This window comes from Mesorhizobium helmanticense (assembly GCF_003034915.1).
Lineage (GTDB): Bacteria > Pseudomonadota > Alphaproteobacteria > Rhizobiales > Rhizobiaceae > Mesorhizobium > Mesorhizobium helmanticense.
Genome location: NZ_PZJX01000053.1, coordinates 16,447 through 37,623, shown reverse-complemented (window position 1 = coordinate 37,623; position 21,177 = coordinate 16,447). Strand labels below are relative to the sequence as shown.

The window sequence follows — 21,177 nt, the reverse complement described above, 5'->3', positions numbered from 1 at the left end:
GGGCAGCGAAATTCGGTTATGTCCCTAAGGGAAACCACCTAGTGGCCGCCAGACGAAGCAGATGCCGGCAAGGCCCGCTCCTTCGTGCGTAGACTGACCGGCGCAGCCGTCCTGGTCCCCTGACAACGCTCAACGGACGCTATCTGGCCAACTGACCGAGTTTACGCATCTGCGCGATCCATTTCGCGCGGGTTGCGTCACTGCTGCCGGCAACCATGCCGAACAAGGTCTCGCGCACCGGACTGATGCCGGCAAAACGCAGAACGCTCCGCCGCATGCCCGCAATGCCGTGGCTGAGGAACCAGAGCCGGTAGACAAAGGACGGCATGCCCATCGTCACCACGACGCGCGCGGAGCGGCCGCGAAGCAATGTCCTGGGCAAACGCCCAGCGCTGTCCGGGTAGGCAAAGGCAGTTCCCGGCCGCATGACCTGCTCCAGAAATGCCTTGAGCAGGGCCGGCATGGTGCCGAGCCAGAGCGGGAAGACAAAGACAATGTGTTCCGCCCAGACGATCGCGTCGGCTGCATCCTTCAACCCGTCCGGGACTGCCCCGTGTTCGAAGTCCTGCATTGTCCGCAGCATCGGAAAATCAATCGCCGCCAGATCGACCTGGCGGACGGCATGCCCGGACTGCCCCGCGCCTTCGGCATAGGCATTGGCAAGACCGCGGCAGAGCCGGTCCGGGGACGGGTCGGGATGGCCGATCACAACAAGGATGCGCCGCGACATGGCTTTCTCCTCAATGCTGCCTGCCAGCCGCTAAGGCCGTTCGACCCGCGCCACGTGGTAGGTGTGCATGGCTCCATTCCGCGCGATCGAGACATATTCTCCTGTCACGAAGCGCTCGTCGCCAAGATGGAAACCGATTTCGTCGTCGCGGTCGCCCTCGGCATAGTCGAAATACCATTGTCCGCCGGGTTTGCGCCTCAGTCTTCCGATCAGATCCTCCTCGCCGGTGCGAAAGCGGCGGACGCGGCAGGAAGCCCTGTGCGACTTCCATTCCTCCGCATCGATCCGGCCTTCGCCGGTCAATGGAGCCAGCACATCATAGCCCTCTTCGCGGTCACCTTCGGGATGGCCCTTCTCGCGAGCGAGCAGCAGCCGGACATTGCGGAAATTCGGGGTGAGGTCCTTCAAACTGGTCATTGCGATCTCCTTTGAAGGCGTTCCATAGAGCGGTGGCGGGACCTTGCCCTTGATCCGCATCAAAGAAGGCTCGAGCTCTATCCAGGACCGAGCAATAAGAGGGCGCAGATGCCCATGGTGGCGGCGATCAAGGTTGCGACGGTAGCCAAAACCTGACCGGACCGGCAAATACTGCGAGCGACAGGCGACCGGAAGCGCGCCAAGCGCGAAAACGGCAAGATCCGCGGTCACGCTCGTGACACTGAAATCCTCAGGCGGCGACAGTTGGCAGACGGTCGCGCACCCATCTGACGATCTGCCCCGCCGTCATTGCGCCGGAGGTGCGCGCAATTTCACGCCCGCCATGGAAGAGGATCATCGTTGGGATGCCGCGAATGCCATACCTTGCCGAAACGGCCTGTTCCTTGTCGGAGTTGAGCTTGATCAGGCGGACATGTGGCTCCAGTTCGTTGGCCGCAGCCTCGTACGCCGGCGCCATCATCTTGCAGGGGCCGCACCAGGGCGCCCAGATGTCGACTACAACGGGAAGGCTGCTGCGCGTGATCTGACGATCGAAAATCTCAGCGTTGACGTCTTGCGGGTGTCCCGAAAACAGTTTGATCCCGCATCGCCCGCATTTTGCCTCCAAGGCATTGCGGGCCTGCGGCAGACGGTTGACGCCGCCACATTCGCTGCAAACCACCAGATCCTGCTGTGCCATGGCCATTCACCGATTGCTGTCGTCTACTATGCGCGCCCGACACGTCCGTCGCCAAGGGCACGCAGCGCGTTCAGGATGACCGCTACGTCGATCCCCTCCTGCAGCAACGCGCCCGCCACCGGCGTGATCTGCCCCATGGCTGCGGCAACCATCGCCAAGGCCGAGAGCGCGAGCCCGGCGATGATGCTCTGCAGGGCAATCGCGCGGGTGCGTTGGGCAATCCGCACCGCGTCGGCGACCGGCTGCAATCTGTCGGCCAGTATGATGACGTCGGCCGCCTCCGAAGAGGCCGTTGCACCGCGTGCACCCATGGCAACACCGACCGTCGCGGCAGCGAGGGCAGGGGCATCGTTGATACCGTCGCCGACCATCATTGTGGGGGCCTGCGCTTTCTCGGCCTCGACCGCCGCGACCTTTTCGGCGGGGGTGGCATTGGCGACGATCACATCGAGGTCGAGCAAGCGGGAAATGCGCTTGGCTGCCACGCTGTCGTCGCCTGTAAGCATGACGACGCGCTGGATGCCTGCCTGCCGAAGTTCGTCCAACGTATCGCGTGCGTCCGCTTGCAAGGCATCCCCGAATGTAAAAACGCCGGCAAGGCGCTTGCCGAGCGCGACAAAGACCCTCAGCACCGGCTCGTCCCGGTAGCGGTCTTCGCCGCTTCTCGCCCAGGCCGGCAGCGGTTTGTGGGCGAGCACGAGATGCCGCGAGCCCGCCGCGATCGACACGTTCTCGACCTGCCCCTTCAGGCCGGCCCCACGGTACTCGCGAACGTCGCACGGATGCGAGAGCAGCAGGTGCCTGGCGCGCGCCGCTCGGGCGATCGAGTCGGCGAGCACATGGTGCGAGGCCTGTTCCAACGATGCCAACAGCCGCAGAAGCTCGTCCGGGTCGCGGCCGGGCGCCACGTCGATTTCAATCAGCTCGGCGCCGCCGATGGTCAAGGTGCCGGTCTTGTCGAAGATCGCGGTCCGAGCCTGCGCAAGGGCCTCCAATGCCGCAGAGCCTTTCATCAGGATGCCGCCATGCGCGGCGCGTGACACGCCGCCAATGAAAGCAACGGGGGCGGCGAGGATGAGCGGGCAAGGTGTCGCAACCACCAGGACGGCGAGCGCTCTGATCGGATCGCCGGAGACGTACCAGGCGATGCCGGAAACCAGCAAAGTGACAGGGAGCAGGAACAGGGCGAAACGGTCGGCCATCCGGATAAAGGGGGCTTTCGCCGTCTGCGCCGCCGCAACCATGCGAACGATCGCCGCGTAGGTGCTTTGTTCGGATAGGGCAGAAGCCCGCATGCTGAAAGCCTCGCCCGCATTGACGGTGCCGCTGCGCAGCAGGTCGCCGGCGCTGCGACGTTCCGGCAAAGGTTCGCCAGTCACCGCGGACTCGTCGAGTGAGGCCGAAGCGTCGAGCAAGATCCCGTCGACAGGCAGCAGCTCACCAGCGCGCACGAGCAGGTGGTCGCCGACGTTGACGTCCTCGACAGGGATGGTTTCTGTTCCTTGTGTCGACTTCCGGTGCGCAACGCGCGGGGACCGGTCGGTCAATGCCTTGAGGCTCCGTTCCGCGCGCCCGCGGGCGAAATCCTCAAGCACCGTGCCGCCGGCATACATGATCGCGACGACTATTGCGGCCAGCGATTGGCCAAGCAGCAGTGCCGCGGACATCGATACCAGTGCGATGGCGTCGACGCCGAAGCGGCCGATCCAGAAATCGCGCAATATCGAAATGGCGAGAGCCACTACAACGGGCAAGGTTGCTGCCGTCCAGATCGTGCCGGCCTCGAGCGACCCGAACCCTGTTCGCCAAACTGCAACGCCAATGGCGAGGCCCAAGATAGCAATGACAAGCAATGCGCGTCGCAGGGTGGACTCGTTCATGCGATGTCCCTCAACTTGATGGTCCGTGTGGCGCTAGAGCCGGATGATTTCAGGTCAAGTCGACCTGAAATCTGAATCCGGCTCTAAATCAAAGAGATAGAGCATGATGTCGTCCGAAAACCGCTTCACACTTTTCGGCATCATGCTCTAGAGTTCGCGGACCACCTCATCAAGCAGGCGCCGCACATCGTTCGCGACCTGCGCAAGCTCGCGATTGTCGATGGCGCCCATGGAAGCAACTGGATCCACTGCCGCGACTTCCACCTTTCCGGGCTCGACCTCGGTGAGGATGACGTTGCAGGGCAGCATGGTTCCGACCTTGTCGTCTGCCTGTAACGCGCGCCAAGCGAAATGCGGATTGCAAGCACCCAGGATGACGTAGGGCTTGAACTCTGCGCCAAGCTTGGCCTTCATCACCTGCTGAACATCAATCGAGGTCAGAACGCCAAAACCCTTGCTTGCGAGCTTGTTGGTCACGTGGTTGATTGCCGCTGCAAACGGCATGGCGACGGTCTTGCTGAAATAGTAGCTCATCCAACTCTCCAATCCTTTGTCGCAACAGCTCGTCACCATTTCGCGAGCGGCCGCCTCAGACCTGGCGCAACAGCTAATCGCGATAACCGGAGAACGCTTTGATCCAACGCAACGAACGGGCAAGATGGACTGGCGATTATCGTCATGAATCGGAGACACAGGGTGACGATCCGGAATCTCGAACATGCTTTCGCCCCGAAGTCGGTTGCCGTGTTCGGGGCATCGGTGCGCGACGGCTCCGTCGGCCGTATCGTCTTCGACAACATCGTCAATGGCGGCTTCGAGGGCGAGATCTGGCCGGTCAATCCGAGATACCCTGAAGTCGCGGGTCGGCGCTGCTATGCGAAGGCGGCGGATCTGCCGGGTATTCCCGATCTGGGTGTGATCGTAACTCCACCCGAGACGGTTCCCGGCATCGTGCGCGATCTTGCTGAAAAGGGCACGCGGGCGGCGGTTGTCGTCACCGCCGGGCTGACGCGCGAAAACGGCCTGCGTCAGGCTATGCTCGACGCCGCCAAGCCTAGCCTTTTCCGCATCATCGGACCGAACACGCTCGGGCTGATGATCCCGCCAGTGAAGCTCAATGCCGGGTTCGCGCATATGGCGGCCAAGCCAGGCAATATTGCCTTGCTGTCGCAATCCGGCGCCATTGCGACAACACTGGTCGACTGGGCGGCGGAGAACAATGTCGGCTTCTCGCAGATCGTCTCTCTCGGCGACATGGCCGACGTCGATGTCGGAGACTGTCTCGATATGCTGGCGGGAGATGCCCGCACAAGCGCCATCGTGATGTATCTCGAAACCATTCCCAATCCGCGTAAGTTCATCTCGGCTGCACGTGCCGCGGCACGCATCAAGCCGGTGATCGCGATCAAGTCGGGCCGGCATGAACAAGCAGCGAAGGCCGCCGCGACCCATACCGGCGCGCTGTCGGGCGCCGATCGCGTGGTCGATGCGGCATTGCGGCGCGCCGGCATCCTGCGCGTCAAGGATCTCGCTGAGCTATTCGATGCTGCGGAAACGACCGCTCGCTTCGCTCCACTCGAACGAGCCCGCGTCGGCATCGTCACCAATGGCGGCGGGGCGGGCGTGCTGGCCGTCGATCAACTCATCGACTGCAAGGGTGAACTGGCCGAGTTTTCACCGGAGACAATAATGCGCCTGAATTCCGTGCTGCCGCCCACCTGGTCGCACGCCAATCCGGTCGACATCATCGGCGATGCTCCGCCGGCGCGTTACAGAGCCGCCGTTGAGGCCGTCGCTGCCGATCCGGGAACCGACGTCCTGCTGGTGATGAATTGCCCGACGGGGCTCGGCTCGCCGCTTGCCGCGGCAAGCGCGGTGGTCGAAATCGCCAGCGAGGGGAAGATAGGCAGGAAACCGGTCCTGACCTGCTGGCTCGGAGAACACACGGCGCGCGCCGGACGGCGGATCCTCCAGGAGGCCGGCATTGCCAGTTTCGAGACGCCCGCCGATGCCGCAAGCGCGGTCTCCTACCTCAGCGAATGGTCGCGAGCCCAGCGTGCGCTGATGCGCACGCCCTCGAGCAGTAGCGAGGATACCATCAGCGACCGCCAAGCCGTACTTGCCATCTTCAGACAGGTTGCGAAGCAAGGCCGGCGAATGCTGACCGAGCCCGAAGCCAAGGCGGCGATTTCCGCCTATGGCATTCCGGTGCCCGGGACGATCGTCGCAAAATCTCCCGCCGAAGCGGAGAAGGCAGCCGGCGTACTCCTCAAGACGTCCGAGCACGTCGTCGTCAAGCTGCTATCCAAGGCGATCTCGCACAAGTCGGACATTGGCGGGGTGGTACTCAACATTGCCACCGCCGCGGCCGCTGGGGAGGCTGCAAGCTCGATCGAGGCGCGGGTGCGCAAGCACGCACCGGAAGCCGACATCGAAGGCTATGCCGTTCAGCCGATGGTGGCGCGAAAACAGGCACAGGAACTTATCCTCGGCATGAGCAGGGATCCGATCTTCGGTCCCGTGGTGCTGTTCGGCGCCGGCGGCGTGGCGGTCGAAGTGATGGACGATACGGCGATCGCGTTGCCGCCGCTCGACGACGTTCTTGCCGGCGACTTGATCGACCAAACGCGGATCGGCCGCCTGCTTGCCGGGTTCCGCGACCACAAACCGGCCGATCGCAGCGCAATCACTGCTGCGCTCAAAGGGCTTTCGCAGATGGTCGTCGACTTTCCCTGCCTCGTCTCCATGGACATCAATCCGCTGCTTGCCGACGCCGCCGGCGTGATCGCGCTCGATGCCCGCATCGAGATCGAGCCGGAACGCGTGGAAGAGCCGGGGCCGAACCCGGCGCTTGCCATCAGGCCTTACCCCTCGGGCTGGACTAGGGACTTTGCTGCGGGCGGCGCGCACTATCAAATACGGCCGATCAGGCCGGCCGACATCGCGCTCTACCCGGAATTCCTCGCCAGGATTTCTCCGGACGATCTGCGCCTGCGCTTTCTGTCGCCGCGCAAAAGCTTCTCCGACCAGATGCTGAAGCGGCTCACCCAGCTCGACTACGACCGCAACATGGCTTTCGTGGCGCTGGAGACCAGCACTGGCGCGCTGGCTGGGGTTGGCCGGCTTTCCTGCGATCCGGACCGGGCCGTTGCCGAATACGCTTTGCTCGTACGCACGGATCTGCAGGGCCAGGGTCTCGGCTGGGAATTGCTCAGGCAGATCGTAGATTATGCAAAGGCCGATGGGATCGGTCGGATCGAAGGCATCGTGCTCAGCGAGAACACGAAGATGCTGACCATGTGTCGCGAGTTCGGCTTCTCGCTAGCGCATCATCCGAGCGAACCCGGCCTTGTCGAGGCAAGGCTCGACCTCCGTTGACGTCGATCACCCTGCCGCACCTGTCAGGAGGCTGAGCGCAGGGTTTCGGAAGTGTCGCCTTCGGAAAAGCTTCTCAACTCTGCAACGATTTCGGCGGGCTTCCGACCGGCGTTGACCTTGCGCCAGCCAGACTGGGTGGCATTTCGCTGCAACTGCCGCGACAGGATATCTATGGTGGCGTCGGAAGGACCACCCTTGCGCTCGCTGACCCGTTGCCAAAGAACAAGCGGATCCGCCTCCAGCCAGAATCCAAGGAATGCGATGCCCGTGTCACTTGCAGCCTTTTCGATCCGGCTTCGATCGTCTGGCCTGTCGAACACGGCATCGGCAATTACTGACCCGCTCTCGGAAAGGATCAGACCGGCCTGCCACGCCATTTGACGATAGACGCGTTCCGACACTTCCGGTCGATAGGCCTTGTCCGGCAGTCTCGTTTCGGCCGGCACCCCATGCATCGCTTTGCGGACACGGTCGCTTTCGACGATGCGCGCACCAGGCGGCGCGCCGACATGGGCGGCGAGCGCCTCCGCGACCGTCGTCTTGCCGGAACCACTCAGGCCCCCGATGGCAATGAGCCGCGGCGAGGTCTCCTGGAGAAATGTTCGGGCAAGCTCGAAATAGGATCTGGCCTCTGTAGTCAACTTGTCGGAATTGGCGCTGCTTTCTTCGACCTGTGTCGCGGTGACATGCGCCCGCACCGCAGCCCGAACCGCCATAAAGAACGGCAGCAGGACAAAGCCGTCCTCGTCGTCGGCCTCGTCGAGATAGCGGTTCATCACGAGATTGGCGAGGTCCGGGAAACCGCGATGCCAGAGGTCCATCAACAGGAAGGCAAGGTCGTAGAGCACGTCGATGGTCGCGATCCGGTCGTTGAATTCGATGCAGTCGAACAGGCGAGGCTCGCCGTCGAACAGGCAGATGTTGCGCAGGTGCAAGTCACCGTGGCATCGGCGGATCTTGCCGGCGGCCTCGCGGCGGTCGAGCAGTCCGGAATGCCGGGCGAGGGCGGTGCGGAAGGCTTCGGCGAAGGTTTTGATCTCCGCTTTTCCGAAAACATGGCTGGTGGCAAAGCCGGCCTCGTTGATGTCGAGGACACCGGCCAGGTTGGAGGCTCCACCGCCATTGTGGATCTCAGGGACGCCGCGATGATAGCGCACAATCATGCGCGCGACCTCTGTCATCAGAGCCGGCGTCAGTTCGCCAGCGATTGCCATCCGATCAAGGAGCTTCGATTGGTCGAAGCGAACCATCTCGATCGCCGCATCGACCAGGTCTCCCGATCCATCGAGTGCCAGCTTGCCTGCGGCCTCTCGCGTAATGCGCCGCACACCCAGATAAAGGCCGGGTGCGGTCTTGGAGTTGAGTTCCACCTCCTTTTCGCACGCCGCGAGCCGCAACTGCGGTGTCGAAAAATCGACGTAGGGCAGCTGGACTGCCCGCTTCATCTTGAAGGCGCGTCGGCCAGCCAGAAAGATCCGCGAAATATGGGTCTCGATCGCCTCGACCGGTCGGGTCTCGCCATATGTGGCGGGATCGAGCAGCAGCGCGGTCGCGGCTTCCTGGGTTTCAACGATCATCGCATGGCTCCTCTGCGCCGTGTGGAAGCGTCCCGAACGGCGCTGCTATCGCTGCAGTGTCTGGACGTAACCAGCAAGGTTGTGGATCCGTTCCCTGGTGACGATTTCCCCGGCGTTTGGGCCGTATTTCTTGGCGTCATCGGGCAGGAATTGGCGGCCCCAGACAGGCATATCGCGTTCGCCATGCTCCGGCACCATCATGCGGCCGTCGATCAGTGCATAGACGCGCCAATACGGAAATTCGCCGCCATTCTTTCTGGAGAGGCGCGTCAGGTCGGCCGGGCGCTTCACGAGCTCGTCGCCCAAGGGGCCGTCACCCTTGCCGTCAGGGCCGTGGCAGACTGCGCAAGAATTCAGATATTCCGCTTCGCCATAGCTCATTTCCTGCGCCATTGGCGCATTGAAAGCCGAGGTTGCGAGAACTGCCGCGATCAGAAGTCTCACTTGTATCTCCACCGATTGATTGTCTGAAGCCTATTCCCGTCGCTTCGCCAGCGCCTTGATGCGGATCAAGTGCCCGCGCAGCAACGCTGGTTGATTCAGCGCAATGAATGCCCTCGCCGCCCTCGCTAATGATTAACGCCACGATAGAACCTTCACCCGAATCAGGAGTTGCCGCCGTGACTTTCAAGACACTGCTTACAGTTACCGGGCCGAACCAAGGCGGGAGCGATCTGAAGCTCGCCGCCTCGCTCTGCGAACAGGTCGACGCCCATCTGTCGGTGCTGGTTCTCGAACTGGCCGCACCGCCTTCGGGCGGTGAGTATGCGGCCATCGTCTCACCAGCTTGGCTGGAGGAACGTCAGGCCGAGCTGAAAAGGCTCAAGAAACGAATTTCGGAGGTCGCCGACTTTCTTTCCAAGAGCGCCGTATCGTCTGATCTGAGCGACGACTATCCCGACGTGGCATGGGCGGACGAAGTCGTCGGAAGACGCGCCCGCTACGCCGATCTGACTATTCTCGGGCCAGATCTGCTTGCGAGCGATACGCTGAAGGGCAAGGTCATTCAAGGAGCGCTGTTTTCATCCGGAAAGCCGTTGCTGCTGGTTCCCGACGGCGCACAGCCGACGCTGAAGCCGAAGCGCATCCTCGTTGCATGGGACGCCCGCATCGAGTCGTCGCGCGCCGTTCGCGAATCGCTCGACATGCTGAAAGGCGCCGAAGAGGTGCGCCTCATCATGGTCGATCCCATCGAGGACGAATTCCACCATGGTGCGGAACCCGGAGCAGACGCCGCGACCTATCTCGCCCGTCATGGCGTGAAAATTACGGTCGAGCGGCTGCCGAGCTCAAACCACTCAGTCGCCGATGTGCTTCGCCAACACGCTATTGATGTTGCCGCCGACCTGCTGGTGATGGGCGCCTACGGTCATTCCCGGTTGCGCGAGCGCATTTTCGGCGGTGTCACCAAGTCAATGCTCGAGAATTCATCGCTGCCGGTTCTGATGGCGCGTTAGCATCTCAAGCCAAAGAAAGCCGGGCCGGCGCAGTCCGCGCCGGCCCGTTCTGTTTTTCGGCAAGGAATTGGCGGGAAGACTTACTCACTCGCTTCTCGGCCCGACAGCTGCTCGATGAGTATCCGGAAAAAAACGTGCGGTGCGCTGTCGGGAGTGGGAGGGATGGCCGGCTTGAGGGCACCTGGCTCCCACCAGTCGACGTGCTTGCTCAATACCGACCACGCATGATCCCGCTGAAGCTTGTGGCCGATCCGGTCAGGCAGTTCCTCGTATCGGCCATCGACAACAACGCTTCTCCATCCTCGCCCCTGGCTGTGTTCGTCGACCTGGACGGATACCAGCGGATTGGCTCGCATCCATTCGATCTTCTTGCCCGGCATGGAAAACGCATAAAGATGAGCATCCGAATGAGCGTAATACAGGGGCACGACGTAGGGCTGCCCGTTCTTCGCGCATGCCAGGCGGCCCACCCGGTTGGCCGTCAGCAATTTGGTGCATTCCAGGGCAGACAGTGCGCGGATCAGCATCGGTGCGTTCTCCTAACTCTTTGTAGCTGTTTTGTGTCGTTGTCTTTGTCACGTTCATGGCGGGGCGTTTCGAATTGCCATGATCGTCTTGAAAGCCATCGTTGCAGACCCTCTTAGGGTCGAAACGAGCCGGCCACGAAAAAGGGGCAAGGGCCTTGATGCTTGTCAAACGCTGCATCCAAGTCGGGATGACACCTATCCCTAGCAAGGATTGTGAGTCCGTTGATCTTGATCAACAACGCGACGGCTATTGGCGGTAGCATTAGCCTGCAGTTCGCGCCGCTCACAAGGAGATTTACATGCAAATCGATCTCGAGCCGTTCCAATTCGGCCTGGTATTCCCGCCGACGCCGCAGAATGTACAGAAGCTTGTCTTCGCTGCGGCATTCACTCAGGCGCACGCTTTCAAGGCGATGATGCGCTATCACATCGAAACGCTGGCGTTTCTGAAACATCGTTGTGAGCAGGATGTGAAGCTGGCCGAGGATCTCATCGCCGGCTCCGAGTTCAATGACGCTTTCGACGTTTTCTCCACCTTCCTGCAGAATGCGGCATCGGAATACGCCACCGAAGCCGGCAAGGTGGCGGCACTGACCTCCAAGCTCGCTTCGGAAACGGCCAGGCGCGTGCGCAAGGATGCCAGAACCGCGATCGAGGATGTAGCGGCCAAGACAGTCACGTAGATCAGATCGGAAATGCGGAGGCCTGCAACCATGAACACCTGTATGGACAATGGTGGTCACAGGTGTCGTCGTCTGCGGGTTTCCGTGCTTGCAGCGATATTGCTTGGTTTTGTGCCGCCAGCCCCGGCCGATAGCCTGACGGAACACGGAAGGGCGTTGGTGGAAGTCAATTGCGCCCGCTGCCACGCCATCGGAAAAACCGACAAGAGCAGCCATCCTGACGCCCCTGCCTTTCGTACCTTGTCAAAGCGCTATCCGATTGCTGATCTCGAGGAGGCTTTCGCTGAGGGCATTTCGACCGGGCATCCTGACATGCCCGAATGGATTGCCAGCCCCGATCAGATCGAGGCAATCATCACGTATATCGGCAGCCTGCAGCAACCATGACTGCTACGAGCAACGTAAACGGACACGCTGCCCGGGCTCAAGCCGAGCTTCTCCTTGCCGACCTCAATGACCCTCAGCTGCGATGGCGCCTGGCCGGTTGGAGCGAACTCGATCTCCCCCGGCAGCAGGCACGGCGATCAAGTTCTCGTTCTTACGGTCGGCCTAGGATGGCGGCAGTTGACGGAGTGAAATGATGAATGATTTCAAAGACAAGACCGCGATAGTAACGGGAGCCGGATCAGGAATCGGCGCCGCGATCGCGATCGAGCTGGCGGCTCGCGGAGCGCATGTCGTCGCCGCCGACGTCGATATGGCGGCTGCAGAAACAACGGTCACCAAAATCGCTTCGACACTTGGCAATGCGCGTGCCTGTCAGGTCGATGTCGTCGATCCGCGCTCGGTCGAGCAGATGGTGGCGTTCGCAGTCGAGAATTTTGGCGGGCTACAGCTCGCCGTGAACAATGCCGGCATCGGCGGGCCCAGCGAGACGACGGCCAACTATCCCCTCGACGACTGGCACAGGATCATTGAGGTGAATCTCAACGGCGTCTTCTACGGTCTGAAATATGAGATCGCGGCCATGCTGAAATCGGGCGGTGGGGCGATCGTCAACATGTCGTCCATTCTCGGTTCGGTCGGTTGGCAAAATGCCTGTGCCTATGTCTCAACCAAGCACGCCCTCATCGGGCTGACGAAGACGGCTGCCATGGAATATGCTGCGCAGAACGTTCGGATTAACGCGGTTGGGCCAGCCTTCATCGATACGCCCCTGCTGACGAAGAACCTGGATGCTGACGCGATCGGACAGCTTGCTGCCTTGCATCCAGTTGGCCGCCTGGGAACACCAGAGGAAGTTTCGGCACTGACTTGCTTCCTGCTCTCCGCCGAGGCCAGCTTCATCACCGGCAGCTATCATCTCGTGGACGGTGGATACACAGCCAAATGACCTACCTTTTCCGGGCGTCCAGCGGGTGGCGCGCACGCTGCAGTCCGGCAGCTATTGAAAATGATGCAAATCAAGGCGCGACTTGCCGTTTGCGAAGATTATGAACCAATGTGGAAGCCAATCCTAAGCGCTCCGTCTGGTCGCGACCTCGAACTGGCCGTCTTCGACGAAGACGGTGAGCATGCGCTTGTGTTTGCTTGTGTGAAGGACCTGAAAGGCTGGAGGAATGCCGTAACCGGCGCCCGAGTCGACATCAGCCCGACGCATTGGCGCGACTGGTCACGGGCGAGCATCCAGGCAAACGAGCGCAAAACGAGTTAATCCAAGACGGAAAGTCTCCAGGCCTTGATGCTCCCGGGCAAGGCGCATGTTGACCGAGATCAATGCGGCGGTCGCCAACATGGCAATGATGGCTGGTAAACGGGAGTGACCGACATGACCTTTCTCGACTACCTGATTTCAGTTGACGCAAGGACCGTTTTGATGGGTCGCATGATGCAGAAGCTCGGCGTCGACAGACAATTGAAGGTCGTGGCGGACCATGTGGCCGTCACCAATCGTGCATCGGACCGCTGCCGCTCCTGCGGCCATCAGGACGATTGCACGACCTGGCTCGACGAACACCAGCAAGCCGACAACCCACCGGACTATTGCCGCAATCGCGACCTGATCGCGCGGCTGCAGCTCGCCGCTGGTCAACGATAGGCGTGGAGCGAATACGAGCATGATGCCGAAAAGTGTGAAGCGGTTTTCGGACGACATTATGCTCTATCTCTTTGATTTAGAGCCGGATTCAGATTTCAGGTCGACTTGACCTGAAATCATCCGGCTCTGGAGTTCGCATCGACAAGGTCGAGCTGGTCTTTGGGTTGCTAGGAAACCAGGATGACCGACAGCGGCGCGGCGCAGAAGAGACTGTCTTTCACGGCCCTTACGCCAGCAACGTTTTCGGCGGCGACGATCGCCGCCTGGCGCTCGCGTTCATCGAAGACGGCACCGTTCAGTTCCACCAGCCCTTTGTCGACGGCGACGTTGATCATGTCTTTGCCGGCCCATTTCCGCATCGCAAGCTCGGCAAGGATGTTTTGCCGGATCTGTTCGTCGTCAGCGGTTGCGGGGGCCGATCCGGGCAAGACGCTCAGCAATGCGCGCAGAAGGTCGGAGCGGGTGACGATGCCGACAACTTTCTCACCGTCGACGACCGGAATGCGTTTGACATGATGGCGCGTCATGAGTTCTGCGATCTCGGTCAGCGGTGCGCCAGGCTGCACCGTGACGACATCCGCCGTCATCACCTCCTCGACACGGCGTCCGTTGGCCCGAACATATTCATCAGCGGCTCTTCCGGGGCTGACAAGAAACTCCAGCCAGCGAGATCGCTTGCGCTCAGTGCCCAGTTCTCCCCGGCGCAGGAAGTCGCCCTCGCTGACAATGCCAGCCAACGTGCCGTCACTGCGAATGACGGGCAGACCGCTGATCCTTCTCGACAGCATCAACCCCGCCGCGTCGGAAATCGACGCAGACGGCTCTATTCCAATGACCGGTGCGGTCATTATGGCTTCGGCTTGCATGACTGCCTCCTCGGACATCTTCCGGTCGTTTATGGAGGCCTTGCGCGCGATGTGCCTTGATCTGAATCATTTCGGATCATGCCGAGGTAGATGCCTCCAGGCCGTTGGCGCCATCGTGACTGCGGTTTCATCGCCTCAGGACAGCTGAAATGCCTTGGCGGACAAAGGGAAGACTCTGGCCGAGGCGAAGCCCCACATGTCTGGCTAGCCGTGCCACCGGGTGCTCGTCCGTGTAGAGTTTCACGAGCATGTTCGTGGCATGATAGAGCGGCGCCGCCGTCAGGCGTAGCCGGCTCTCGTATTTTTGGAGAATAGCCGGATCGGCAATGTCGCGACCGTCGCGCCATGCTGCCATAATTTTGTCTGCGAGCTGGCTCTGACCGCTGAGGCCTATGTTGAAGCCATGTGCCGTTACCGGGTGCATTCCAACGGCGGCGTCGCCAATGAGTGCGGCACTTGGAGCCCAGAATTTGTGCGCCCACGTCGTGACCAGCGGATAGATATGGCGGCTGCTTGCCAAGGTCATCTTTCCGAGACGCCCTCGACACCGGTTCGTCAATTCCGCCAAAAACAAGTCGTCGTCGAGGGTGAGCAGCCTGTCAGCTTCAATCGAGCGCAAAGTGACAAGCACCGACGACACGCCTTCCGCGAGCGGCAATATCGCAATCGTCTGATGGTGATCGAACCATTCGATCGCGATCTGGTGATGCGGACGCTCGTGTCTCACCCGGCAGATCAGCATCGAGTCGCCAAGCCGGTTGATCTCGGCGCCGATACCGAGCCGGTCGCGCATGGCAGACAGACGCGAATCCGCCGCAACGAGAAGCCGGGTGGTCAACTGCCTGCCATCGGAGAGCATCATGACTGCTCCATTGGGGCCGGTTTTAGCGGTGACGACCGAATGGCCGCACAGCAGGCGGGCATGATCCTGCGAGCGAACGACCCTGAACAGGGCATCGCGGATCCGGCAATTGGGAACCAGGACTCCGAGCGGCCCTTTCGATCCCTTGGGAGGATCGAAACACAGAGCGAAAGCGTTCGATCCATTCAACACGCGCGCACCCTGAAGCGGTGATTTGTCCGAGGCGGGGATGGCGTCCCAGGCGCCGAGCTCGCGAAGGATTCGGATCGAGGCGTGGGTCAGCGCGATCTCGCGACCGTCGAAGGCTGGTTCAGCCAGCTTTTCCAGTGGCTGCTGTTCAATCACCGCCACCTTGAGTTTGCTCCGGGCAAGCGATGCGGCGAAGGAAAGTCCGACCGGCCCGGCGCCGACGATGACGATGTCGAACCTGTCGTCAAAACCGGTCATCGGCGCGTCGCCATCGCGTCGGCTATTTTGGCGAGATGCTGGTGGATCTGGGCTGCAAGCCAAGGTTCGATTGCGCCGCGTTCCAATGCTCGCCGCATCGCCTGAAGCCACTGGGCGGAGAGATCCGCGGTAATCGGCAACGAAAGATGCAGTCCCATCAGGCATGGATGCGGCTGTTCGAACCAGTCCTTGGGGCCGCCCAACCAGGCGGATAGCCAGCCGGCTAGCGAGGCTCTCACGTCGGCCGTTCCTGAACCGTGAAGCGCCATTACCCCGCTGTATGCCGGATCGGCTTCTATCAGGTCGTAGAACTCATCGACCAGGACACGGATCGCCGGACTGCCGCCGATACGAATGAAAATGCTATCCGACGCGTCTGTTGATTGCATCTTGTTGGCCACTCTTGAGCGGAGGTGAAAACACCGGCGTGGGAGAATTTGTGAGACATTTGATCTGAATCAAATGCATCGGGGAGGGATCGTAGGAGTCGTCGGAAAACAAGAATTTTATCGAAAGGAGCATCCCCACTTGGCCGACGTGATTTCCAAACTTGTGAGGGAGTGCAACGCCGCACGCGGCAAGGGCGTGGATTTTCCGACCATTTGGCAGACCGTGCTGAAAGCACATCCCTATGTCGCCGGGCACCCGAAGCAGGGGCTCAACGATAGCGGACCCTTCCTCGAAGTTCCGCTGATCACCGGCCGTCACCTAGTATACGATCCGTCGGGTTTTCGACTCGGCTAACTTTCAGTCACGGTCATTCTTCGTGTCGGTCTCGATCCAGGCCGATCGCCGAGGCGTTCGGTGACGTCGCGATTCATCGAAGGAGGCGTAGCCGAGCACGACCATGAAAAACCCAAAACCCATCAAGACTGCGATAGTGACGATCAGGCTGTCCATGGACACGTTCGTTCTCCTTGAAAGACGGGTCGAAGAAACCGCGCCGACGAGGAGAAAACCTTGATCTGGATCAACCAAACCCGACAATGGCGTGCCGGCAGGCGGCATCAACCTGCGAAGGGTGTCAAAGCTGATCCGCCTTGTCGTCCCGATCGATCAGAATCCGCTCCGCCGCGCCGTCGAGATCCTCATATTGACCGCTCATCAGGGCCCACAGGAACCCAACTAACCCAAGCGCTCCGAGGAACAGGGCCACAGGTATGAGGTAAGCGAGCGTCGTCATGAGGATTGTGCCAGTGCGTCGATACCGGAGCGCCTGTCGGGCGCGGTGCTTCTTGCTTGAGTGTGCGGCCCAAGCGCTTGCAGCCGCAGCGCGTTTCCAATGACCAGCAGCGAGGAGGCGGACATCGCGATCGCCGCGATCAGCGGCGTGACATAGCCGAGAATGGCGATCGGCACGGCAACGGCATTGTAGATGATCGCGATTGCAAGGTTCTGGCGTATCAGCTGTCCGGCCTTTCGCGAGATGCCGAGGGCGAGGGGCACCGCAAGGAGGCTTTCACGCAGGAAGACGAAATCGGCGGCGTTGCGCCCGATATCGGCGGCGGTGGCCGGGGCGAACGACACGTGCGCCGCGCCCAGCGCGGGCGTGTCGTTGAGCCCGTCGCCAACCATCAGAACCCTGTGCCCCGCCCTGGTCAGCGCTTCGATGTGCTCGACCTTGCCGGAGGGGAGCAGCGCCGGAACGAAGCTCCCGATATCTAGCATCCTGGCAACCTCGCCGCAGGCATTGGCGATATCACCGGACAGCATCTCGACCGACACGCCGGCGTCCTTCAGTTGACGAACCGCCGTCTTGGCATCGGAGCGCGTCGCGTCCTCGAAGGTGAAGGATGCGACGATCATCCCATTCCTCGAGAGCACCGTCCCGCCATGGCCGCCAAACTTGCCTTCGTCACCGGTCCGGGCTTTCCACCCGGCCCAACCGCGCCGGCCAAGACGCCAGGTGCTGCCGGCGGTCGTGGCTTCGATGCCGAGACCCGGGTGCTCGCTCACGGCCTCCAGCTTCGGCTGTCCGGCAAATACCGCGAAGGCGGCTATGGCCTTCGAGAACGGGTGACGGGAGTGCGCGGCCATGTCGGCTGCGATCGCCAGCATCGCCGGATCGACGGAGGAGGCGTTGACCAGCCGGGGCTGGCCGAGCGTCAGCGTGCCGGTCTTGTCGAATACGGCCGTGTCTATCGCTGCCAGGCGCTCCAGGGCCGAGCCGTCCTTGACCATCACGCCTGCTTCGAAGAGGCGGCGCGCCGCGACCACCTGCACAATCGGCACGGCAAGGCCGAGCGCGCAGGGGCACGTGATGATGAGAACGGCGATGGCAATCGTCACCGCACGATGCCAGTCACCGGTCGCCGCCATCCAGCCAAGGAACGTCACGAAGGCGGTGAGATGAACCACCGGGGCGTAAAGCGCGGAAACGCGATCGGCGATCCGGCGGTAGCGCGCGCGACCGCCTTCGGCGGCTTCCATCAGCCGAACCATTTCCGCCAGGAACGAATCTTTTGCGGCCGCCGTCACTTCCAGCGAAAGCGGGCCGGTAAGGTTGAGCACGCCAGCCTGCATCATATCGCCTGGCGCTACGCTTCTGGGCGTGCTCTCGCCGGAGACGAGCGAACAGTCGAGATCCGACGCTCCCCGCACGATCCTGCCGTCGACGGGAATCCTTTCGCCGGCCGCGATCAGCAGGTGCATGCCTGGTTCGATCTCGCCGACCGGCAGGTAGTCGCGTGTGCCGTCATCGCGCAGCACCATGGCGCCACGCGCCGCCAGCCGCGCCAGGCCGTTCACCGCAGTCCGTGCGCGCTCCCGCATCACGTGATCCAGAGTGCGGCCGATCAACAGAAAGAACAGCAGCGACACCGACGCGTCGAAATAGGCGTGCTCGCCGTGGTTGATCGTCTCATAAAGGCTCATGGCATAGGCGAGCGAGACGCCGACCGCGATGGGCACATCCATGTTCATGCGGCCGTGGCGCAGCGCATTCCAGGCCGAGCGGAAATAGATGCCACCGGCGAAGGCGAGCGCGGGGATGGCGATGAGTGCCGAGACCCAATGGAACAGGTCGCGGGTCGCGCCTTCAGCGCCGGACCAGACCGAGACCGAAAGCAGCATGATGTTGCCCGCGGCAAAGCCGGCGACGGCGACGGCCCGGATCAGTTCCGAGAGCGTCTTGTCCTTGCCGTCAGCCTCGGGGTCGAAGAGGTGCGCGTCGTAGCCCAGCCGCCCTAATGTGGCAACCAATGGCGGAACCTCGTCACCGCGCCACCGGATCGACACCCGTTTCGTCGACAGGTTGACGCGAGCGCCTTCGACACGGCCGAGCTTTCCGAGCGCCGTCTCGATTGTCTGGATGCAGGCAGCGCAATGCACAGCCGGCACCGAGAGATCGGTCTGGCGCAGGTCGCCGCCAAGGGCGCGACTCGCCAACCTTATTTCCTGGCTTGAGGGGAGGGCAGCTTCGCTCCTGTTCAAAGCCAACGCCATTTCAGCGTCCGGTGCACAACAGCTCATTGCAGCACTCCCTGAGAAATCATGATTCTACGGACATCGCGATAGGGCTGTGTCAGACCGGCATCGGCGTCGACTTCGACGATCCAGACGCCGTCCCTAGGCGTGTGCTGCGCGGCAAATTCCTGGCCCGAGGCAGGGGCGAGAGGGACAGCCTTGTCCGCGGCCTCGTAGGCGGGATGACGAAACAGCACCTTGACGCCATGCAGCGGAACGGGCTTGCCTGCCGCATCGCTGAGGCCGTAGCGGACCTCGCCCCATGCGATCGTGAGTTTGCCGGTCCAGCCGAGCGCCGCCTGGGCGCGCCCTTCCTCGGCCTTTCGGTTGAATTGCTGGCTGGCCACATAGGTGTTCTCGACGACAAGGCCGGTCCAGCTCGTGCTGGCGAGTGTCGCCATCGTCAGATTGACCGCGATGACCACACCGAAAAAGGTGAGGATGATGACCAACATGTGCCTGCCGGTGAATTCGCGGGGTTTTTGCGTACTGGCGCTCATCTGGCGATCTCCGGGGCATTGAAGGTGGCCGTGTATTCGTCCGTTTCGAAACTCGCCTTGTCCTCGACGCGGAATTTGAACGTTTGCGTTGCGCTTCCGACCTGGTCCGCCGGCTGGCGCACGAAAACCTTCAGCGTCTTCAGCCGGTCGGGTTCGACCGCAATGGCGAAGGACCGATCAGCCGGAAGGTCGACGCCAACGACGTTCATTTCAGCTCCCTGCAATCCCTGCATCGTGACGATGATCGTCCTAGGCTCGGGGATCATGTTGAGCAGCTTGACGGTGTAGCCGTTGCGGATCGAACCGTCCGACAACGTGACGAATTGCGGGTTGCGATCGTGCAGGACGTTGACCTCGAGCCGGTCGCGAGTCAGCAGCGAATAGACCAGCGCGAGTCCGATCGCCGACCATGCGCCCATATAGATGAAGGTGCGCGGCCGAAATATCTTGCGGATATGGAAATGGGCCAGTTTGTCGGAGAAAGCACCGCCGTCGGTCCGGACGAGCGACGGGTTCACCGAGCAGGAGCCGCCTGCGGTGGCCACCGCCATGTTGACGTTGTAGTCGGACAGCGTCGCGTAGGAGATCAGCCCACGCTCCTTGCCGAGCTTGTCCATGACGCCGTCGCAGGCATCGATGCACAGCGCGCAAGTGATACATTCGAGCTGCTGGCCATCGCGAATGTCGATCCCCATCGGGCAGACCGCGACGCAGGCATTGCAATCGACGCAGTCTCCGACCGGCTGCCCCGCGGCCTGGGCCTTCTTGGCGTGACGCGACCGAGGTTCGCCGCGCCAGTCATTGTAGGTCACTGTGAGCGAATTCTCGTCGAGCATGGCCGCCTGGATACGCGGCCACGGGCACATATAGGTGCAGACCTGCTCGCGCATCAGCCCGCCGAATGTGTAGGTGGTTGCTGTCAGCACCGCGATGGTGATGTAGGCGACGGGCGCTGCGGTGCCGGTGAAGACCTCGCCGATCAGCGTCGGCGCATCGGCGAAATAGAAGATCCAGGCGCCGCCGGTGGCAGCCGCTATGACCAGCCAGATGGTGTGTTTCGATAAGCGCAGCACGAGCTTGCGCGCGGTCCAGGGTCCGGCGTCGAGCTTCATGCGGGCGTTGCGATCTCCCTCGATCGCGCGCTCCACAACCAGAAACAGATCGACCCATACGGTCTGCGGGCAGGTATAGCCGCACCAGGCTCTGCCAACCGTGGATGTGACCAGGAAAAGGCCGACGCCGGCCATGACGAGAAGGCCGGCCACGTAGTAGAATTCCTGCGGCCAGATCTCGATGAAGAAGAAATAGAAGCGGCGGTTGGCAAGATCGATCAGCACGGCCTGATCGGGAGCAAACGGACCTCGATCCCAGCGCAGCCACGGCGTCAGATAGTAGATGCCCAGCGTGATCGCCATCACCAGCCACTTGAAGCGGCGAAAACTGCCCGAGGCACGCTTGGGGAAGACCTTCTTGCGCGGGGCATATAGCGGCTGGCGGATCCTGGCGGAGTTGACCGCCTCGGCTTCAAGCCGTTCTACCTGCGTATTGTCCAGCACGAGCATCTCCAGTCGCGCGGCTTATGGTTTTCGGGGCGCCCAGTCGGACTTGTTCTTCGGCCGGTGCGCGAAATGCCGCGTTGAACAAGCCTTG

Annotated in this window: 24 protein-coding genes; 8 read left to right on the top strand and 16 right to left on the bottom strand. The window is 61.9% G+C overall.

The annotated features are described in order from the left end of the window. Positions 1-139: 139 nt before the first annotated feature. The 5 genes from C9427_RS28490 to C9427_RS28470 all read right to left on the bottom strand — a co-directional run bounded on the left by C9427_RS28490 (position 140) and on the right by C9427_RS28470 (position 4,261). Positions 140-730: an NAD(P)H-dependent oxidoreductase gene (locus tag C9427_RS28490; RefSeq protein ID WP_107652361.1), complete on the bottom strand. Its 591-nt coding sequence runs from the start codon at positions 728-730 to the stop codon at positions 140-142. A gap of 30 nt (positions 731-760) precedes the next feature. After that, positions 761-1,147, bottom strand: a complete 387-nt coding sequence (locus C9427_RS28485; RefSeq protein WP_107652447.1) for a hypothetical protein — start codon at positions 1,145-1,147, stop codon at positions 761-763. A 250-nt stretch (positions 1,148-1,397) separates the two neighbouring features. After that, positions 1,398-1,847, bottom strand: a complete 450-nt coding sequence (trxC, locus tag C9427_RS28480) for a thioredoxin TrxC (RefSeq protein ID WP_107652360.1) — start codon at positions 1,845-1,847, stop codon at positions 1,398-1,400. Between the two features lie 26 nt (positions 1,848-1,873). After that, positions 1,874-3,727: a heavy metal translocating P-type ATPase gene (locus C9427_RS28475; protein WP_107652359.1), complete on the bottom strand. Its 1,854-nt coding sequence runs from the start codon at positions 3,725-3,727 to the stop codon at positions 1,874-1,876. A gap of 147 nt (positions 3,728-3,874) precedes the next feature. Next, on the bottom strand, positions 3,875-4,261 hold the full coding sequence (locus C9427_RS28470) for a DUF302 domain-containing protein (protein ID WP_107652358.1): 387 nt from the start codon (positions 4,259-4,261) through the stop codon (positions 3,875-3,877). Between the two features lie 162 nt (positions 4,262-4,423). Between C9427_RS28470 and C9427_RS28465 the strand changes: the two genes are divergently transcribed. Next, complete coding sequence (locus C9427_RS28465) at positions 4,424-7,105, top strand: bifunctional acetate--CoA ligase family protein/GNAT family N-acetyltransferase (RefSeq protein ID WP_107652357.1); 2,682 nt, start codon at positions 4,424-4,426, stop codon at positions 7,103-7,105. A 23-nt stretch (positions 7,106-7,128) separates the two neighbouring features. On the opposite strand, the gene C9427_RS28460 is transcribed toward C9427_RS28465, so the two are convergent. After that, a complete protein-coding gene (locus C9427_RS28460) occupies positions 7,129-8,682 on the bottom strand; it encodes a bifunctional aminoglycoside phosphotransferase/ATP-binding protein (RefSeq protein ID WP_107652356.1) in 1,554 nt (517 codons plus the stop codon). A 45-nt stretch (positions 8,683-8,727) separates the two neighbouring features. Next, positions 8,728-9,126: a c-type cytochrome gene (locus C9427_RS28455; RefSeq protein WP_097571439.1), complete on the bottom strand. Its 399-nt coding sequence runs from the start codon at positions 9,124-9,126 to the stop codon at positions 8,728-8,730. A gap of 176 nt (positions 9,127-9,302) precedes the next feature. Here C9427_RS28455 and C9427_RS28450 point away from each other — a divergent pair, with 176 nt between their 5' ends. Continuing rightward, positions 9,303-10,139 (top strand): universal stress protein, encoded by an 837-nt coding sequence (locus C9427_RS28450; RefSeq protein ID WP_107652446.1) that lies wholly within the window; start codon positions 9,303-9,305, stop codon positions 10,137-10,139. An 80-nt stretch (positions 10,140-10,219) separates the two neighbouring features. Here the strand turns inward: C9427_RS28450 and C9427_RS28445 are convergent, their stop codons facing one another. Then, positions 10,220-10,666: a pyridoxamine 5'-phosphate oxidase family protein gene (locus tag C9427_RS28445; protein ID WP_107652355.1), complete on the bottom strand. Its 447-nt coding sequence runs from the start codon at positions 10,664-10,666 to the stop codon at positions 10,220-10,222. A 299-nt stretch (positions 10,667-10,965) separates the two neighbouring features. Between C9427_RS28445 and C9427_RS28440 the strand changes: the two genes are divergently transcribed. From C9427_RS28440 to C9427_RS28420, 5 genes are all read left to right on the top strand, one after another. Beyond that, the gene (locus C9427_RS28440) at positions 10,966-11,349 is read left to right on the top strand and encodes a phasin family protein (RefSeq protein ID WP_107652354.1); all 384 of its coding nucleotides are present in this window, start codon (positions 10,966-10,968) and stop codon (positions 11,347-11,349) included. A gap of 30 nt (positions 11,350-11,379) precedes the next feature. Further along, a complete protein-coding gene (locus tag C9427_RS28435) occupies positions 11,380-11,736 on the top strand; it encodes a c-type cytochrome (RefSeq protein WP_245437198.1) in 357 nt (118 codons plus the stop codon). Positions 11,737-11,926: 190 nt separating this feature from the next. Next, the gene (locus tag C9427_RS28430; protein WP_107652352.1) at positions 11,927-12,682 is read left to right on the top strand and encodes an SDR family NAD(P)-dependent oxidoreductase; all 756 of its coding nucleotides are present in this window, start codon (positions 11,927-11,929) and stop codon (positions 12,680-12,682) included. A gap of 60 nt (positions 12,683-12,742) precedes the next feature. After that, a complete protein-coding gene (locus C9427_RS28425) occupies positions 12,743-13,003 on the top strand; it encodes a hypothetical protein (RefSeq protein WP_342587266.1) in 261 nt (86 codons plus the stop codon). A gap of 114 nt (positions 13,004-13,117) precedes the next feature. Next, complete coding sequence (locus C9427_RS28420; protein ID WP_107652444.1) at positions 13,118-13,387, top strand: DUF6455 family protein; 270 nt, start codon at positions 13,118-13,120, stop codon at positions 13,385-13,387. A gap of 167 nt (positions 13,388-13,554) precedes the next feature. On the opposite strand, the gene C9427_RS28415 is transcribed toward C9427_RS28420, so the two are convergent. The 3 genes from C9427_RS28415 to C9427_RS28405 all read right to left on the bottom strand — a co-directional run bounded on the left by C9427_RS28415 (position 13,555) and on the right by C9427_RS28405 (position 15,963). Continuing rightward, entirely contained in the window at positions 13,555-14,253 is a 699-nt protein-coding gene (locus tag C9427_RS28415; RefSeq protein ID WP_107652351.1) for a CBS domain-containing protein, read from the bottom strand. A gap of 127 nt (positions 14,254-14,380) precedes the next feature. After that, entirely contained in the window at positions 14,381-15,562 is a 1,182-nt protein-coding gene (gene ubiM / locus C9427_RS28410; RefSeq protein WP_107652350.1) for a 5-demethoxyubiquinol-8 5-hydroxylase UbiM, read from the bottom strand. Next, positions 15,559-15,963, bottom strand: coding sequence for a globin domain-containing protein (locus tag C9427_RS28405; RefSeq protein WP_208636433.1), 405 nt, complete (start codon positions 15,961-15,963; stop codon positions 15,559-15,561). Before C9427_RS28405 ends, ubiM begins: the two co-directional genes overlap by 4 nt. A gap of 127 nt (positions 15,964-16,090) precedes the next feature. Between C9427_RS28405 and C9427_RS28400 the strand changes: the two genes are divergently transcribed. After that, positions 16,091-16,306, top strand: a complete 216-nt coding sequence (locus C9427_RS28400; protein WP_107652348.1) for a hypothetical protein — start codon at positions 16,091-16,093, stop codon at positions 16,304-16,306. 3 nt (positions 16,307-16,309) lie between these two features. On the opposite strand, the gene C9427_RS34245 is transcribed toward C9427_RS28400, so the two are convergent. The 5 genes from C9427_RS34245 to ccoG all read right to left on the bottom strand — a co-directional run bounded on the left by C9427_RS34245 (position 16,310) and on the right by ccoG (position 21,089). Then, positions 16,310-16,468: a hypothetical protein gene (locus tag C9427_RS34245; protein ID WP_167434517.1), complete on the bottom strand. Its 159-nt coding sequence runs from the start codon at positions 16,466-16,468 to the stop codon at positions 16,310-16,312. 118 nt (positions 16,469-16,586) lie between these two features. Further along, a complete protein-coding gene (ccoS, locus tag C9427_RS28395) occupies positions 16,587-16,745 on the bottom strand; it encodes a cbb3-type cytochrome oxidase assembly protein CcoS (RefSeq protein WP_107652347.1) in 159 nt (52 codons plus the stop codon). Next, positions 16,742-19,033, bottom strand: coding sequence for a cation-translocating P-type ATPase (locus C9427_RS28390; RefSeq protein ID WP_107652346.1), 2,292 nt, complete (start codon positions 19,031-19,033; stop codon positions 16,742-16,744). Before C9427_RS28390 ends, ccoS begins: the two co-directional genes overlap by 4 nt. Next, positions 19,030-19,527: a FixH family protein gene (locus C9427_RS28385; RefSeq protein WP_107652345.1), complete on the bottom strand. Its 498-nt coding sequence runs from the start codon at positions 19,525-19,527 to the stop codon at positions 19,030-19,032. The genes C9427_RS28390 and C9427_RS28385 overlap by 4 nt, the downstream gene beginning before the upstream one ends. Then, the gene (gene ccoG / locus C9427_RS28380) at positions 19,524-21,089 is read right to left on the bottom strand and encodes a cytochrome c oxidase accessory protein CcoG (protein ID WP_107652344.1); all 1,566 of its coding nucleotides are present in this window, start codon (positions 21,087-21,089) and stop codon (positions 19,524-19,526) included. Before ccoG ends, C9427_RS28385 begins: the two co-directional genes overlap by 4 nt. Between the last annotated feature and the right edge of the window lie 88 nt (positions 21,090-21,177).

What these genes read in the sequence shown, in the direction of transcription:
- C9427_RS28490 (WP_107652361.1), bottom strand. Translation starts at nt 730, where the DNA reads ATGTCGCGGCGCATCCTTGTTGTGATCGGCCATCCCGACCCGTCCCCG.
- C9427_RS28485 (WP_107652447.1), bottom strand. Translation starts at nt 1,147, where the DNA reads ATGACCAGTTTGAAGGACCTCACCCCGAATTTCCGCAATGTCCGGCTG.
- trxC (WP_107652360.1), bottom strand. Translation starts at nt 1,847, where the DNA reads ATGGCACAGCAGGATCTGGTGGTTTGCAGCGAATGTGGCGGCGTCAAC.
- C9427_RS28475 (WP_107652359.1), bottom strand. Translation starts at nt 3,727, where the DNA reads ATGAACGAGTCCACCCTGCGACGCGCATTGCTTGTCATTGCTATCTTG.
- C9427_RS28470 (WP_107652358.1), bottom strand. Translation starts at nt 4,261, where the DNA reads ATGAGCTACTATTTCAGCAAGACCGTCGCCATGCCGTTTGCAGCGGCA.
- C9427_RS28460 (WP_107652356.1), bottom strand. Translation starts at nt 8,682, where the DNA reads ATGATCGTTGAAACCCAGGAAGCCGCGACCGCGCTGCTGCTCGATCCC.
- C9427_RS28445 (WP_107652355.1), bottom strand. Translation starts at nt 10,666, where the DNA reads ATGCTGATCCGCGCACTGTCTGCCCTGGAATGCACCAAATTGCTGACG.
- C9427_RS28440 (WP_107652354.1), top strand. Translation starts at nt 10,966, where the DNA reads ATGCAAATCGATCTCGAGCCGTTCCAATTCGGCCTGGTATTCCCGCCG.
- C9427_RS28435 (WP_245437198.1), top strand. Translation starts at nt 11,380, where the DNA reads ATGAACACCTGTATGGACAATGGTGGTCACAGGTGTCGTCGTCTGCGG.
- C9427_RS28430 (WP_107652352.1), top strand. Translation starts at nt 11,927, where the DNA reads ATGATGAATGATTTCAAAGACAAGACCGCGATAGTAACGGGAGCCGGA.
- C9427_RS28425 (WP_342587266.1), top strand. Translation starts at nt 12,743, where the DNA reads ATGATGCAAATCAAGGCGCGACTTGCCGTTTGCGAAGATTATGAACCA.
- C9427_RS28420 (WP_107652444.1), top strand. Translation starts at nt 13,118, where the DNA reads ATGACCTTTCTCGACTACCTGATTTCAGTTGACGCAAGGACCGTTTTG.
- C9427_RS28415 (WP_107652351.1), bottom strand. Translation starts at nt 14,253, where the DNA reads ATGCAAGCCGAAGCCATAATGACCGCACCGGTCATTGGAATAGAGCCG.
- ubiM (WP_107652350.1), bottom strand. Translation starts at nt 15,562, where the DNA reads ATGACCGGTTTTGACGACAGGTTCGACATCGTCATCGTCGGCGCCGGG.
- ccoS (WP_107652347.1), bottom strand. Translation starts at nt 16,745, where the DNA reads ATGACGACGCTCGCTTACCTCATACCTGTGGCCCTGTTCCTCGGAGCG.
- C9427_RS28390 (WP_107652346.1), bottom strand. Translation starts at nt 19,033, where the DNA reads ATGAGCTGTTGTGCACCGGACGCTGAAATGGCGTTGGCTTTGAACAGG.
- C9427_RS28385 (WP_107652345.1), bottom strand. Translation starts at nt 19,527, where the DNA reads ATGAGCGCCAGTACGCAAAAACCCCGCGAATTCACCGGCAGGCACATG.
- ccoG (WP_107652344.1), bottom strand. Translation starts at nt 21,089, where the DNA reads ATGCTCGTGCTGGACAATACGCAGGTAGAACGGCTTGAAGCCGAGGCG.